This window comes from Chryseobacterium sp. MEBOG06 (assembly GCF_021869765.1).
Lineage (GTDB): Bacteria > Bacteroidota > Bacteroidia > Flavobacteriales > Weeksellaceae > Chryseobacterium.
On sequence record NZ_CP084580.1, the window covers coordinates 2,659,680 to 2,674,093 of the forward strand.

General features: G+C 35.5%; 15 protein-coding genes. 2 read left to right on the plus strand and 13 right to left on the minus strand.

What is annotated here, in order from left to right:
• Positions 1 to 9: 9 nt before the first annotated feature.
• Together LF887_RS12170 and atpD are read right to left on the minus strand one after the other, a co-directional pair.
• Positions 10 to 291: a FoF1 ATP synthase subunit delta/epsilon gene (locus LF887_RS12170; protein WP_236854471.1), complete on the minus strand. Its 282-nt coding sequence runs from the start codon at positions 289 to 291 to the stop codon at positions 10 to 12.
• A gap of 89 nt (positions 292 to 380) precedes the next feature.
• Positions 381 to 1,889: a F0F1 ATP synthase subunit beta gene (gene atpD / locus LF887_RS12175; RefSeq protein WP_236854472.1), complete on the minus strand. Its 1,509-nt coding sequence runs from the start codon at positions 1,887 to 1,889 to the stop codon at positions 381 to 383.
• 288 nt (positions 1,890 to 2,177) lie between these two features.
• Here atpD and LF887_RS12180 point away from each other — a divergent pair, with 288 nt between their 5' ends.
• Entirely contained in the window at positions 2,178 to 3,104 is a 927-nt protein-coding gene (locus tag LF887_RS12180) for a bifunctional riboflavin kinase/FAD synthetase (protein WP_236854473.1), read from the plus strand.
• Positions 3,105 to 3,312: 208 nt separating this feature from the next.
• Here LF887_RS12180 and LF887_RS12185 read toward each other — a convergent pair whose 3' ends face one another.
• Positions 3,313 to 3,798: a hypothetical protein gene (locus LF887_RS12185; protein WP_236854474.1), complete on the minus strand. Its 486-nt coding sequence runs from the start codon at positions 3,796 to 3,798 to the stop codon at positions 3,313 to 3,315.
• 84 nt (positions 3,799 to 3,882) lie between these two features.
• A complete protein-coding gene (locus tag LF887_RS12190; protein WP_236854475.1) occupies positions 3,883 to 4,239 on the minus strand; it encodes an MmcQ/YjbR family DNA-binding protein in 357 nt (118 codons plus the stop codon).
• 128 nt (positions 4,240 to 4,367) lie between these two features.
• On the opposite strand from LF887_RS12190, the gene LF887_RS12195 reads away from it, so the two are divergent.
• Positions 4,368 to 5,027: an NAD(P)H-binding protein gene (locus LF887_RS12195; protein ID WP_236854476.1), complete on the plus strand. Its 660-nt coding sequence runs from the start codon at positions 4,368 to 4,370 to the stop codon at positions 5,025 to 5,027.
• Between the two features lie 150 nt (positions 5,028 to 5,177).
• On the opposite strand, the gene LF887_RS12200 is transcribed toward LF887_RS12195, so the two are convergent.
• The 9 genes from LF887_RS12200 to LF887_RS12240 form a co-directional block, all read right to left on the minus strand.
• Entirely contained in the window at positions 5,178 to 5,753 is a 576-nt protein-coding gene (locus LF887_RS12200; protein ID WP_236854477.1) for a glutathione peroxidase, read from the minus strand.
• Between the two features lie 36 nt (positions 5,754 to 5,789).
• Positions 5,790 to 6,452, minus strand: coding sequence for an outer membrane lipoprotein-sorting protein (locus tag LF887_RS12205; protein ID WP_236854478.1), 663 nt, complete (start codon positions 6,450 to 6,452; stop codon positions 5,790 to 5,792).
• Positions 6,453 to 6,568: 116 nt separating this feature from the next.
• Complete coding sequence (gene kdsB, locus LF887_RS12210; protein ID WP_236854479.1) at positions 6,569 to 7,291, minus strand: 3-deoxy-manno-octulosonate cytidylyltransferase; 723 nt, start codon at positions 7,289 to 7,291, stop codon at positions 6,569 to 6,571.
• Between the two features lie 132 nt (positions 7,292 to 7,423).
• A complete protein-coding gene (locus tag LF887_RS12215) occupies positions 7,424 to 8,410 on the minus strand; it encodes a phosphatase PAP2 family protein (RefSeq protein WP_236854480.1) in 987 nt (328 codons plus the stop codon).
• A gap of 311 nt (positions 8,411 to 8,721) precedes the next feature.
• Positions 8,722 to 9,183, minus strand: coding sequence for a hypothetical protein (locus tag LF887_RS12220; RefSeq protein ID WP_236854481.1), 462 nt, complete (start codon positions 9,181 to 9,183; stop codon positions 8,722 to 8,724).
• Positions 9,184 to 9,302: 119 nt separating this feature from the next.
• Entirely contained in the window at positions 9,303 to 10,556 is a 1,254-nt protein-coding gene (locus LF887_RS12225) for a pyridoxal phosphate-dependent aminotransferase (RefSeq protein ID WP_236854482.1), read from the minus strand.
• Between the two features lie 28 nt (positions 10,557 to 10,584).
• Entirely contained in the window at positions 10,585 to 11,466 is an 882-nt protein-coding gene (locus LF887_RS12230) for a hypothetical protein (protein WP_236854483.1), read from the minus strand.
• 33 nt (positions 11,467 to 11,499) lie between these two features.
• A complete protein-coding gene (locus tag LF887_RS12235) occupies positions 11,500 to 13,215 on the minus strand; it encodes a phospho-sugar mutase (protein ID WP_236854484.1) in 1,716 nt (571 codons plus the stop codon).
• 107 nt (positions 13,216 to 13,322) lie between these two features.
• The gene (locus tag LF887_RS12240; protein WP_236854485.1) at positions 13,323 to 14,024 is read right to left on the minus strand and encodes a GIN domain-containing protein; all 702 of its coding nucleotides are present in this window, start codon (positions 14,022 to 14,024) and stop codon (positions 13,323 to 13,325) included.
• Positions 14,025 to 14,414 lie beyond the last annotated feature (390 nt).

The window sequence follows — 14,414 nt, forward strand, 5'->3', positions numbered from 1 at the left end:
TTCATTTAATTATTCACAAAGGATAATTCCTTTATTATGATTAAATTCTACAACACCGCTTTTGATAGAGTAAGAAAAAACAGAGTCTTTCCCACCTTCTGCAGTAAAGTTTTTAGCAAAAGCATCATCAATTGAGTTAGCGAAAAGCTTTACTTTACCACCTACTAAAGAAGAAACGATTCCTGCGTGGTTTTTCATGATGTGAAATTCACCATTTTTCCCAGGCAATAATACTGAGTTTACTTCTCCTTCAAAAACTACGTATTCTGGTGTTAAAATTTTTATATTCATTTTAATTTAGATTTGAAGATTTCAGATTTCAGATTTCAGACAACCTTAAAGTCTCATGTCTGGTATCTGCTATCTTTATGTCTAATTTATTAAGCGTTTTCAGCTAACATTTTTTGTCCTGCTTCGATAGCTTCTTCGATAGTTCCTTTCAAGTTGAAAGCAGCTTCTGGTAAGTGATCTAATTCACCATCCATAATCATGTTGAATCCTTTGATTGTATCTTTGATATCAACTAATGATCCTGGAATACCTGTAAACTGTTCTGCTACGTGGAAAGGCTGAGATAAGAATCTCTGAACTTTTCTTGCACGGTAAACAACTGATTTATCTTCTTCAGAAAGTTCTTCCATACCAAGGATTGCGATGATATCCTGAAGCGCTTTATATCTTTGAAGAATTTCTTTTACTCTTTGAGCACAGTTATAATGTTCATGACCAATAACTTCCGGAGAAAGAATTCTTGAAGTAGAAGCCAATGGATCTACCGCTGGGTAAATACCTAATGAAGCAATCTTTCTGTCAAGTACCGTTGTTGCATCCAAGTGAGCAAACGTAGTTGCAGGAGCCGGGTCAGTTAAGTCATCCGCAGGTACGTATACCGCTTGTACTGAAGTAATTGAACCATTTTTAGTTGAAGTAATTCTTTCCTGCATTGCACCCATTTCAGAAGCAAGAGTTGGTTGGTAACCTACCGCTGATGGCATACGACCAAGAAGTGCAGATACCTCAGAACCAGCCTGTGTAAAACGGAAGATGTTGTCTACGAAGAAAAGTACGTCTCTACCTTGTCCGCTTTCTCCACCATCTCTATAGTACTCAGCTAATGTAAGACCAGAAAGTGCTACTCTAGCTCTTGCACCTGGCGGCTCGTTCATCTGTCCGAAAACGAATGCTGCTTTGGATTCTTTCATAGCCTCTAAGTCTACTTTAGAAAGATCCCAACCTCCATTTTCCATAGAATGCATGAAATCATCACCATACTTGATAATACCTGATTCCAACATCTCTCTTAAAAGGTCATTTCCTTCTCTCGTTCTTTCACCTACTCCGGCGAAAACAGAAAGACCTCCGTGTCCTTTTGCAATATTGTTAATCAACTCCTGGATCAATACTGTTTTACCTACACCAGCACCACCGAACAAACCGATCTTACCCCCTTTTGCGTAAGGCTCAACTAAGTCGATTACTTTAATACCTGTAAATAAAACTTCAGCAGAAGTTGAAAGTTGATCAAATTTTGGAGCTGGTCTGTGAATTGGAAGACCACCTTCCTTAGATATATTTTGAAGTCCGTCGATAGCATCACCAACAACGTTGAATAGTCTTCCGTTTACGGCCTCACCGATTGGCATAGTAATAGGATTTCCGTATCCAATTACATCTTGACCTCTCTTAAGACCATCAGTAGCGTCCATTGCGATACATCTTACTGTATCTTCGCCAATATGTTGTTCTACCTCTAAAACTACTTTTTCACCGTTTTCTTTTGTAATTTCTAACGCGTCATAGATTGAAGGAATTGCTTCCACACCTGTGAAGACAACGTCGATTACCGGACCAATAATTTGAGAAATTTTACCTTTAATTTGGTTTGCCATTGCTAAATTTTTTCTTGGTGCAAATATAGTGATTCTTCATAAACCCGCAATTGGTAAAAAAAAGATTTTTATCATGCTTTTTCAGAGAAAGCATATTGTGATAAATAATATGTAAAATTCAATATCTACGGCAATTTTTAAAAACAAATTTTCAAATCACCAGATTCACCTTTATATATTAATATACAATATACCCTTTCGTTTCAAAACATTTCATTTTCAAATTTTAAAATTCCTCCGCTACATTCAAAATAAAGGCTTTATATTTGCAATCAAAATTTTTCCGTTTTGAAAGTTTTCAAGAATTTCACAGATTATTCCTCTCAGAAACCTCTAGCATTGTCTTTAGGGATGTTTGACGGGGTACATCTAGGGCATAAAAGTATTATTGATGAATTGATAAATGTAGGCACAGAGAATAATCTGGAAACTGCAATATTAACTTTTTGGCCCCATCCAAGATTTGTATTTAATCCTAATGAAGATTTAAAGCTTTTAAATACTTTAGAGGAGAAAAAAGAGCTGGTTGAAAAATATGGTATTGATAATCTGTTCCTTAAAGAGTTTGATGAAGAATTCAGGAACTTAACAGGAGAAGAATTTGTTCGTCAGATTTTAGTTGACCAGCTTAATGTAAAATACCTTATTATAGGATATGACCATTCTTTCGGAAAAAATAAAACCGGAAATTTTGAACTGCTTCAAAAATTATCAAAAGAACTTGATTTTGAAGTAGACCAAATGGAAGCGATTAATATTCACGAAAATAATATCAGTTCTACCAAAGTTCGTAATGCCCTTTTGACCGGGAATATTAAAGAAGCCAATGAGATGCTTGGCTACTCCTACTCTGTTTCAGGGACTGTAGTTCACGGAAAGAAAATTGGAAGAACCATTGGATATCCAACGGCTAATATTGAGACCGAATCTATTAAGCTTCTACCAAAAAAGGGAGCCTATATTGTAGAAGTAGTGGTAAAAGGCCAGCAGTATAAAGGAATGCTGAGTATTGGAACCAACCCTACTGTAAATGGAGAAAAACTGACTGTTGAAGTCTATATTCTCGATTTTAATGATGATATTTATGATGAAAAAATTACGGTAACTTTCAGGGATTTTCTTCACGATGAGATAAAATTTGAGGGTCTGGAAAAACTGATTGAAAGACTGGATCTGGATAAGGAAATTACAAAAAACTATGATTTCAAAGTGTGATAATTTTGAGTTCATAAAATTTATCATGAGCTCCTCATGAAAAACGTATATATTTTTGAAATCCGATTATAAAACAAGGGGCTGTACTAGTATGTACAGTCTTTTATTGCATCTAATCCTTTTATTTTGGCTACAGATACTCATAGAATTTTGGGTATTTACAGCTAAAAATAAAGGCTGCCCCTGATAGGAAGCAGCCTTATATTATTTATTTCAATATCTTTAAATAGACCTGCTGGGTCTCATTATTCACTTTCACATTAGGAAATTTCTTATCATAATCAATAAATATATCTCCTTTTTCACCAGCTTTTCCATTGCCGTCAGAATCCCAGCTTACTGTCACATAATACTTCACGGGCCCTTTAGGTTTGGGTGTAATCTTACTTTCAGCATCTTTAGGTACTGGCAAGTCTATAACAAATGGCACGGTTTTCTGCTCATAATCTTTTTCAGTGATTAATGTAGCTGGTGCATCTGCTAAAGTCTCATCCACTCCATATAAACTTACTTTAAGTTTTGGATTTTTGATAACAAAGTCCCCCATCCCTGAAAATTCTATTTTAATATTATCAGACGGGGTGTTTGAATTGTCAACAGCAGCAGAAGGAGCATTTGTTTTTGCCTCCGGTTTATTACAGCTTGATAACATTAGTGTACCTGCAGCCATAAATAATAATAAGTGGTTTCTCATTTGTTCTTTTTTTGTTACTATAAAAATTAATATTTCACAACTAATAGATAACAAATTCCGTACCTAACCATAACTGCCCCTATTTTACAAAGACTCATTGACAGCATTCTGAGCCTTTTTTGTCAAGGATTTAAAAACAAGATCGTACGACTGGTCAATAAGCTTAAAGATCAAATCTCTTTTCAAACCGTCTGTCATCACAGAATTCCAGTGTGTTTTATTCATATGATAAGCCCCTGTTATCTGAGGATATTGCTCGCGGAGCTCAGCACTCCATTCCGGATCTGTTTTTACATTGATAGATAAAGGTTGCTTTTCAAGGGCCATCAGCAGAAACATTTTAGTATCTACTTTCAGAACCAGGGTTTCGTTATCAAAAGGAAAGCTTTCTGTAACTGCTTTTTTGGCAAGACAATAGTCTAAAATTTCGTTGGCATCCATGGAGTTTTATTGAATATTGAGCGTTAAAAATTAAAAATATAAAACTGATCTTTAATAAATTTTTTAATCTTTAGTTCAAATTTAGTAAATTTAAGAAAGAAAACATCATTACATCAAATTACATTCTTATGAAGGCTTTAGTAATCGGTGCCACAGGCGCTACAGGAAAAGATCTGGTTAATCAGTTGCTCAATGATAAAGACTTCGAGGAAGTTAATATTTTTGTAAGAAAACCCGTTAATATTGAAAATGAAAGGCTTAAAGTACATGTTGTCAACTTTGAAAAGCCTGAGGAATGGAAAGAAAAGGTAAAAGGAGATGTTGCATTTTCATGTCTGGGAACTACTTTAAAGGATGCCGGAAGTAAGGAGGCTCAGAAGAAGGTTGATTTTGATTATCAGTATGAATTTGCCAAAGCTGCTAAGGAAAATGATGTGGAAGATTATATTTTAGTTTCGGCTTATGGAGCGAATCCTGAGTCCAAAATCTTTTATTCTAAAATGAAAGGAGAACTGGAAGAAGCTGTAAAACAGTTGCATTTCAATAAAATAACTATTTTTAACCCGGGAATGCTGGAGCGTAAAAATTCTGAGAGAACAGGTGAAGTGCTTGGCAGCCGGATTATAAAGTTTGCCAATAAGTTGGGCTTACTGGAGAGTCAAAAACCTCTGCCGACGGATATTCTCGCAAAAGCGATGATCAATTCTTCCAAAATAAAAAGCAATGGTTACTCCAGTATCAAACTTGGAAATATATTCTGTTTTGCAGAAAAAGTAATTGATAGTTAAAGATACAGACTGTTTTGGATCATTCCCTGCCCATTATACATGACTATAAATGCCTCGACTCCGCTTAGCATGACATATCCGATACCGGATATCAAAATCGATGCTGAGCGGAGTCGAAATATGCTAAGCTCGGGGCTTATTCTTATATTTTTACTTCAAATACTTCGTGATGGCATGGTCCGTTGGCTTTGTAGTACTCACAAAAGTATCAATAAGCTTCCCGTTTTCATCCACTAAGAATTTGGTAAAGTTCCAGAGAATGGTTGTATTTTTCACTCCGTTTAGCTCCTGCTCTGTTAAATATTTAAAGATAGGTGCCGTATCATCTCCTTTTACAGAAACTTTTGCTGCCATCGGGAATGTTACTCCATAATTTTTCTGACAGAAGGCTCCGATCTCCGTATTGGTTCCCGGCTCCTGGCCTCCAAAATTATTGGCAGGAAAACCAATGACTACCAATTTATCTTTATACTCTTCATATAGCTTTTCAAGCTCTTCATACTGAGGGGTAAATCCACATTTTGAAGCAGTATTTACAATCAGTATCTTTTTTCCTTTGAAATCTGCGAAATTGATCTCCTTACCGTCAAGACTTTCAACTGTAAAGTCATATATTGTTTTTCCCATAAGTTCGTTGGTTTTAGCTTTAGAAATTTCACTTTTTTGATTGGTGCAGCTTTGCAGAAATGCTATAAAAGAAAGCAGCATTAGAAAAATATTTTTCATTTCTTATCAATTTTTACGCAGTTGGCTGCAGGTGAATTAAAACTTAAAAATATTGGCAGGAAACACTTTGTTGATATCAATTCTGTTTAGTATCATAACATAGTCTCCATCTTTCTTAGAATTTGACGATTCTATTCTGAAAGGCATACTAAAATTCCCTACTTTTTTATAATCAAAATATACGAGTGTTTCATCTTTTTTCACTTCTTTTAAAAGCATATAAGTCTGTGTATCAAAATAGTACATATTCTTATTAACATTCTTGGTAAGTTCTACTTTATGACAGTAGATATCTCCTACTTTTTCTTTTCCAAGATATTTAGCCTCAAATCCTTTATTTTCCCAATCAATGAAGTCGTTATCAAAACTTTCAGGAATATACTCAGGGTATTCCTGCAGTTTATTGGCTGCATAATTCATCGCATAGCCTTTTGTTCCGTCAAAGCCTTCAATAGCTGTTTCCTTTCCATTGGTTGTAATCAATGTTTTTGTAAGATTAGGACGCTGCTGATATATTTTTATTGGATATTCATCTTTGATTCCCAGTACCACCTTTCCCTGAAGCAGTACCGAGTTTAAAAGTTTCCAATTGGTAAGCCCTCCGGACAATTCAATATTTTTATCTATAATTTCCTTTGCCGTCTGTGCAAATGTTAAATGTGAAAATATCAGTCCAAATACTAAGAGTAACTTCTTCATTAATTTTATTTATAATTCCAAATATAGGAGGATTTGAGCGAAATTGCAAAAAGGTAAGAAATGCTAATGCATTGTAAAGGCAAATTTGCCAATAAATGAATGTACTGTTCTTATTTTTAAATCAGCTTTCTTGCTTTTTCTAAATCTTCGGGGGTATCAATACCTACTCCTATGAAATTGGTTTCTATCATCTTGATTTTCATACCATATTCAAGATAGCGGATACATTCTATTTTTTCGGAGATCTCCAGAGGTTTCATTTCCAATTTGGAAAACTGCAGTAATGCTTCTTTTCTGAAAGCGTACACCCCAATATGTTTAAAATAACTTATATCATAAGAAACTTCTCTGTGAAAAGGAATTACAGAACGGCTAAAATATAAGGCAAAGCCATTGTTATCCGTAATGACTTTTACATTATTCGGGTTTTCAACTTCTTCTTTTTCAAACAACTGTATTTTTAAGGAAGCCAACGAAACCTCCTGTTTCTCGTCATTTTTAAATACTTCGATCAGTTGTTTTAAAGGCTCCAGTTTGAGAAAAGGTTCATCTCCCTGAACATTGATTACAATGTCACATTCAATGTTCTGAACGGCTTCGGCAATACGGTCGCTTCCTGTTTCATGCTGTCCTGTCATGACAGCTTTTCCTCCGTGTTTTATAATTTCATCTAAAATAATTTCAGAATCTGTAGCCACAAATACTTCATCAAACAGCCCTGTTTCCACTACATTCTGGTAAGTTGTAGTGATAACGGTTTTTTCTCCCAGAATCTGCATCAGTTTCCCCGGAAAGCGGCTTGCTTCATAACGTGCAGGGATAACAGCGATTATTTTCATTAATTCAAATATTAAGATAGGTATTTTTTTGAACACTGCCATCCTTCTTTTCAAAAGATAAGAAGGAATAACCGTGTATATTCTGATCAAAAGTAGTAAAACTATTTCACTTTGTTCCGTAAAAAGTCATATTTAAAAAGAAAGTTTCACCCCTGCCATATTATATTCCCATTGGCGGGATGCTATAAAGTTGAGTTTATATTTTGTAGTTCCTACAGTACCCTCTGAACTGGTATATCTGCTTTTTGATATTGTTTTTCCTATAAAATATCCCATTAATAAAGCTAAAGGATAATCTGAAGCCCAGTGAACTTTACTCTGCATCATCTGAAAGCACAAAGCTCCTGCCAGGGTATATCCTACCGGCTTTATCCATCTTGCATCCGGATAATTATCTGCAATCACAGTAATACCAGCCATAAAGGTGGTTAAATGTCCTGAGGGCATTGCATCATAATTAGAGGTATTCTTGCCAAATGCTGAAAAACTTGGAAACGGATTCCAGGCACCTCCTTTATTGCCATTTTCTTCTGCAATAAACGGGCTTTCTCTTCCGGTAATTCTTTTAAGGGTTTGGGTGAAAACTCCGGAAAGGATTAAACTTTCCATTAATCCACTGGCGGTAGCCTGCGCTCTGTAATCATTTTTGATCAAACCATAAGCTCCGAAACCTATTCCAAGAAAGACAAGCGTAGAGCCGTTTCCTATCAGATACAAGGTAGATCCTATGTCCTTTGGTATTTTAAAGACGCCGCCAAGTTTGGTATAGTTATTATCCTTATCCATACCCCATCTTTCCCCAAGCTCCCTTGAATTGTCAATTAATTTCTGGTCAAAGGGTAAAAGAATCAAGGTTGCGGCAACTGCCCCTCCCAGATAATAGGCATGATCCTGTGCTACAAAATCTTTATTGGTATTAATAAAGTTTCTTGGTAGTTTGGTCACAAAATCCAATAGTTTAGGTTTAGGATAAGTTCTTACGGTACCGTCTTTTAAAGTATAAGTTTGAACCTTTGGTAATTCAGGCTCCATTGGTAATTCTGTTACCTTTAATGTATCCACCTCTTGCGAGCACACCAATATAGATACTGGCAATAGCAGAAATCGTAATTTTTTCATCGTAGTTTTTTCAACCTTATTTAATTCTTAGCTTTATAAAAGCCCCAAAGGTAATCCCTATCTAAGGTAAGTGCAAAATGTTTGTTTAATTTTTAATGTTTATTTAATTTTTTTATAAAATTGCAAGAAGTCTTCTGTGTCAGCAATATCTTCTTATAGCTATAGAATACCTATAACCTCTCTTGTTCTTTGTTTAATTTATATAGTTGAATATAAATATAATTCCATAGATCCAGGATACATACAGGAGAGAGTAGAAAAAGCCTAATCCAAGACTTTTCAATACATTTCCTTTACACTTTCCAGAGTTTTTAAATACAAGCCGTAACGCACGGAAAAAGATCCAATACAGCATAGCTGCAAGAAATAATACTGCAGACCAAAAGAAAAGATAAAAGAAATACAAGCACTACGGAAAATATAATCCATAAAATAATAGAAAGTATCGCAGCTCCTATTCCTTCACCAATATCCGGCGGATCAAAATCAAAACCGCCATTTGGAAGGTTTTTATCCGAAAACTTTTTTATTTTTTCTTTGTTTAAAATACTGCCAACGTTATCTTTTAATTTCAAACCATAATATAATCCCAAGGTTATAAACAGGAAAAATACTCCTGCCAAAACAGAGGTAGATAAGACAGAATTCTGAAATAATGAACGATGGGATCCTTTCCCTGCAAGCCAGACACTTAGGATCACAACTGCTATGATGGCTAATGTTGAATAAAACAAATATTTTGTTTCAAGAAAATATTTCCGTGGAATCTTCATAGGTTTTTGTTTTTATATAAAAAGACTTCGACTCCGGTCTGCCTGACACTGCTAATACGATTTTTATGTTTTAACGGTGTCATGCTGAACGAAGTCGAAGCATGATATTTTATTTAAATTTATTTTAAAGCATTTAATGCACTTTCCATTTTTGGAAGCATTACTTTAATCTCATCAGTGGCCAATCCTCCTACAGAAGCACGGAACCACGGCTCAGATTTGTCTTCTCCGAATGCAGAGAACGGTACCAATGCCACTCCTGCTTCATTGATTAAATAGAAAACAAGATCAGAAGAGTTCTCAATAAGAGTTCCATCCGGTTTTGTTTTTCCGATATATTCTAATTTGATAGTCAGGTAAAGCGCTCCCATTGGTTCAATACTGTCTACAGCTAGACCTTTGGCTTTTAAGTCCTGAATACCTCCATGAAGAACTTTTAAACTATTTTCCAGTTTTGCTTTAAAGTCATCCACAAATGTATCTACATTTTCAGGATTTTCATAGAATTTTGCAGTAGCTTCCTGCTCAGGTTTTGGAGCCCATGCTCCTACGTGAGTAAGAAGAGCTTTCATCTTATCAATAATATGAGCCGGCCCGAATCCCCATCCTACACGCACTCCAGTTGCTGCAAGACATTTGGAAATACCATCGATATAAATTGTATATTCCTTCATTTCCGGGAAAAGAGAAACCGGATCTACGTGCTCAGCCCCAAAAGTTAGGTTAGAATAAATCTGGTCATACATTAGATACAACGGCTTTTCATTTTCACCTCTTTTTTTATTCTCAGCAATCACCAGTTCACAGATTTCTGAAAGCTGCTCTCTTGTAAACATCGTTCCTGTAGGGTTCAATGGCGAGCAAAGTGCCAATAGAACGGCTCCATCCAAATGAGGTCTTAAATCATCAGCTGTTGGAAGGAAGTTGGTTTCAGGTTTTGTTTTTACTTCTACAGCATTGGCTGAAGTAAGGTAAGCATAATGGTTGTTATTCCAAGATGGCGTAGGATATATTACTTTGTCTCCTTCATCCACTATAGTTTTGTATACCGCATAAATCAAGGGTCTTGAGCCTGCAGTAATCAAAATATCGTTTGGAGAATAATCCAGGTTCCATCTGTTTTTCAGATCTTTGGAAACTTCTTTTCTTAAAGATAAAAGTCCGTTTGCAGGAGGATAATTTGTCAGGTTATTCTGATAGGCTTTCTGAATTTCTTCCTTCAGCAAGGCTGGAATAGGATAGATATTAGAATTCAGGTCACCAATAGTAAGATTGGCAATTTCTGCTCCTTTTGCTTTTAGATCATTTACTTCGTTACCAATTTTTACAATTTCAGAACCGATCAGGTTCGCTGCTAATTTTGAAACTTTCACTTTTATTCTTATTTAAAATTTACTACTATTATCTTCTTAAATTGAGTTTCTCACCTATCTGATCCTCAGGGGTATGAGCGTCATAGGCGGCTATTAGTTCTTTAGTTTTTTTTGCGGTCCTGGAGTTAGGGTACTTTTTGATGATTCTGTTGTATTCTTCCATTTTGTCATCAAAAATTTTCCTTTCTTCGCTGTCATAAATCAAATTACTATCCATTCCCAGAAGATAATCCGACAAATAGCTATAATAATGATCTGTTATGGATTTGATTAATGGACTTTTAGGATATTTATTCATTAAATTTTCCCAAACAATTAACCGGTCTCCCAGTTCTTCCCAGGTGATCATCAGACTTCCGTTTATAGCATAATTTTCTTTGTTATCTTCCGCCATCTGCGAAATATAAGCACCATAATCAGGGGTTACTTTATTTTTAAAAACAGACTCATAATATCCGGGTAATGAATGAATTTCAGTAAGTCCCTCACCCATTTCACGAAATTCCAGGCCTACTTTATTCAGCTCTGCAGCTATTTTTTTCACATTGGCCGGTAGATTATTAGTATCCGGTCCTGTGTGATAATCAATATACTTATCTAATATATCTGTATGCAGATCATTGAGACATTCTGTATATTTCTCTCTTATTGTCAGGTAGTCTTCGTATACTTTGTCGTTCTGTTCCGGGCTGTTTCCTGCAATCTCCTTGTCAATTTTAGTCCGATACCATTGAAGAGCTGTGATGTAATCCTCCGTTTTGTTGGCGGGAGTACAAACGGTATCAATAGGTTTATACTGATCTTTGGTTTCGTTTTTGACAATTGAGTCATTTGCCGGTTTTGTGTCAGAAACTGCAGTCTCTTTTTTACAAGAAACTACAGCGGCCGACAGTAGGCAAATTGCTACCATATTTTTTATCATCTATGTGCTGTTATCAGGAGATTAGTCCAGTTTTAAATCTGTTTTAACGGCTCCTATTTTAGCTTCCAATGATTTTAATTTATCTCTGAAGTCTGCTTCTGAAGAGATAGAGTCTCTTACGGAAACATAAAACTTAATCTTTGGTTCTGTACCTGAAGGCCTTACGCAAACTTTTGTTCCATCTTCTGTATAGTAAATCAGTACATTAGACTGCGGAATATCGTTCATTACTTTTTTCTCGCCCGTAGAAACATTAAAACTGGTTTGTTCCTTAAAGTCGTTGATTTGTAGTACTTCTGAACCTGCCAGTTCTTTTGGAGGGTTTTCACGGAAGTTTTTCATCATATTCTGGATTTCTTCTGCTCCTTCTCTTCCTTTTCTCACAATATTGATCAGTCCTTCATAGTACATTCCAAGATCTTTATAGATCTCGATCATATACTGATACATTGTTCTTCCGTTTGCCTTGCACCAGGCAGCAATTTCGCAAGCCAGGATGATACTTCCACATGAATCTTTATCACGTACAAAGTCTCCTGTCATAAAACCGAAGCTTTCTTCACCACCACAAACGAATTTCTGTGTACCTTCTGCTTCACGGATCATTTTTCCGATCCATTTGAATCCAGTAAGACCTATTTTACATTCAACACCAAATTTATGAGCAATCTCAATGAAGATATCGGAAGTAACGATGGTAGAGCCTATAAATTCTTTTCCGGTAATTCTCCCCTGCTTTCTCCATTCATTAAGGATATAATAAGTAAGGATGGTATTGGTCTGGTTTCCGTTCAATAACTGCATTTCACCATCCAGGTTTCTTACAGCAATTCCCAGTCTGTCACCATCCGGATCTGTTCCGATAACGATATCTGCATTGGTAATTCTTGCCAGATCCATTGCCATTTCCAATGCTGCAGGCTCTTCCGGGTTTGGAGAGTCTACTGTTGGGAAGTTTCCGCTAGGGATCATCTGTTCTTTTACAAGATCTACTTTTTTGAATCCTGCTTTTTCTAAAGCTTTAGGTATCGTAGTGTAAGTTGTTCCGTGGATAGATGTGAAAACAATATTTAGGTTTTCTTTTCCAACATTCTGATAGGTAGAATTTTCAATACAAGCATCAATATAAACATCATCCTGCTCTTCTCCGATCCACTCGATCAGATCATCATTTCCGTTGAATTTGATTTCCTCAAACTTTACAGAATATACCTCGTTGATGATGGCTTCATCATTAGGTGGAACAATCTGAGCCCCGTCGTTCCAGTATACTTTATAACCATTATATTCCGGCGGGTTATGAGAAGCCGTTAATACAATTCCTCCGTTACATTTTTTATCACGAACTGTGAAAGATAATTCAGGAGTTGGTCTGTGATCTTTGAAAAGCAATACCTTAATTCCGTTAGCTGTCAGAACATCTGCAACCAATTTTCCAAATTCTTTTGAATTATGACGCACATCATAGGCAATGGCCACTTTAATTTCTTCTCCCTTGAACTGTTCCAGCATATAGTTTGCCAGTCCCTGGGTAGCCTGTCCCAAAGTATATTTATTTAAGCGGTTGGTTCCTACTCCCATTATCCCACGCATTCCTCCGGTTCCGAATTCCAGTTCTCTGTAGAAAGAATCTTCAAGATCAGGGGAATTGCTGTCGATCAGTGTCTGTACAGCATCTCTAGTTTCTTTATCGAAGGTATCACTTAACCAAAGCTTCGCTTTTTCTAATGTATTCATATTTGTATGTTGTTCTTTTTATAGTTTATAAAGTTCCATTTTAAAATCAGACCGTTTTTGTATCAAATAAGCTAAAAAAGCTGTCTAAATTTATATTTTTCTTCCGATTACTCCAGTTTTTTATTCTCAACCTTCGTCGTCTTATCAATTTTAAAAGCCCTGATAGGGTCGTTATAATAGATAAATTTTGCAGTGTTCTGAATATGTCCTTTTAAAGAATCTTTTACATTAACCTCTGCGTAATTTCCATTCTTAGAATCGATATTCAGGTTTGTGATTTTCCAGTAAGGCGCTATTAAACTTGCTGTATCTGAAATCTTTATAACGGCATCTTTAGATAATCCCAGAAAATTGGCACGGCTTCTGTTGTGCATTTCCACTTCTGCTCTTCTTGTATTGACAGACCCCATGAAACTTGCATTATTTTTCATATTAAGTCTGAAATTATCAGTTTTGATTTCGCTGGAAATATTTACTTCAACAGAATCAGAAACGGATACTTTTTCAAGGTTATATTTTGAATAGATGGTTACATTATAAAAATCCACTCCTTTTGTTCCTCTTTTTTCTTTGATAACAAGCGTTTTGTCTTTTACATCTACATCAAGGTTACCTGCCACATTCGGGTACGTTTCTATCTCCACAAAATTTTTCGGACCTCTGGCGTAAAATACTCGGAACTTCCCTTCCAGATCCAGATTAACAAATTCCGGAACATCCACATCTTTCTTTTCAATATTTCCTTTTGGAGAAACTTTTCCACAGGAAACTACTGCAACCAGCATCAATGTGTACACTACTTTTTTCATATTCAATTTTAAATATCTATTTATAATCGCAATGATCTGCTCTGCTGAAAATTTCTGGATTGATTTTTCTGTATCTGTCACAGGACTTTCAACAATATTTTTAACAAAAATAAGATTTAAATTTCTAAAAAACTTTGTCTTTTGACAATAAAATACGTGATAGTTTTCAATTTTCTGCTTTTCAAATGAAAGTGATGGCCATTCCGAAGACAGAAGTATTAAAGCTAAGAAAAGTAATCCTTAAATAGGAATAAAATCTATATTTCAGATCGTTTTTCTTAAAAATCCCCTATTTTCTGTCTGATTTTACTTTTCTATAAACCCAGGTTTTAGGAGCCTTAAGTACTGAAAATAGGAATAAATAATCTTGGCTGATATAGGAAATTTTCA

Coding starts and splice junctions, on each gene's coding strand:
- atpD (WP_236854472.1), bottom strand. CDS start 1,889: ATGGCAAACCAAATTAAAGGTAAAATTTCTCAAATTATTGGTCCGGTA.
- LF887_RS12235 (WP_236854484.1), bottom strand. CDS start 13,215: ATGAATACATTAGAAAAAGCGAAGCTTTGGTTAAGTGATACCTTCGAT.
- LF887_RS12185 (WP_236854474.1), bottom strand. CDS start 3,798: ATGAGAAACCACTTATTATTATTTATGGCTGCAGGTACACTAATGTTA.
- LF887_RS12195 (WP_236854476.1), top strand. CDS start 4,368: ATGAAGGCTTTAGTAATCGGTGCCACAGGCGCTACAGGAAAAGATCTG.
- kdsB (WP_236854479.1), bottom strand. CDS start 7,291: ATGAAAATAATCGCTGTTATCCCTGCACGTTATGAAGCAAGCCGCTTT.
- LF887_RS12220 (WP_236854481.1), bottom strand. CDS start 9,183: ATGAAGATTCCACGGAAATATTTTCTTGAAACAAAATATTTGTTTTAT.
- LF887_RS12200 (WP_236854477.1), bottom strand. CDS start 5,753: ATGAAAAATATTTTTCTAATGCTGCTTTCTTTTATAGCATTTCTGCAA.
- LF887_RS12170 (WP_236854471.1), bottom strand. CDS start 291: ATGAATATAAAAATTTTAACACCAGAATACGTAGTTTTTGAAGGAGAA.
- LF887_RS12190 (WP_236854475.1), bottom strand. CDS start 4,239: ATGGATGCCAACGAAATTTTAGACTATTGTCTTGCCAAAAAAGCAGTT.
- LF887_RS12215 (WP_236854480.1), bottom strand. CDS start 8,410: ATGAAAAAATTACGATTTCTGCTATTGCCAGTATCTATATTGGTGTGC.
- LF887_RS12230 (WP_236854483.1), bottom strand. CDS start 11,466: ATGGTAGCAATTTGCCTACTGTCGGCCGCTGTAGTTTCTTGTAAAAAA.
- LF887_RS12240 (WP_236854485.1), bottom strand. CDS start 14,024: ATGAAAAAAGTAGTGTACACATTGATGCTGGTTGCAGTAGTTTCCTGT.
- LF887_RS12205 (WP_236854478.1), bottom strand. CDS start 6,452: ATGAAGAAGTTACTCTTAGTATTTGGACTGATATTTTCACATTTAACA.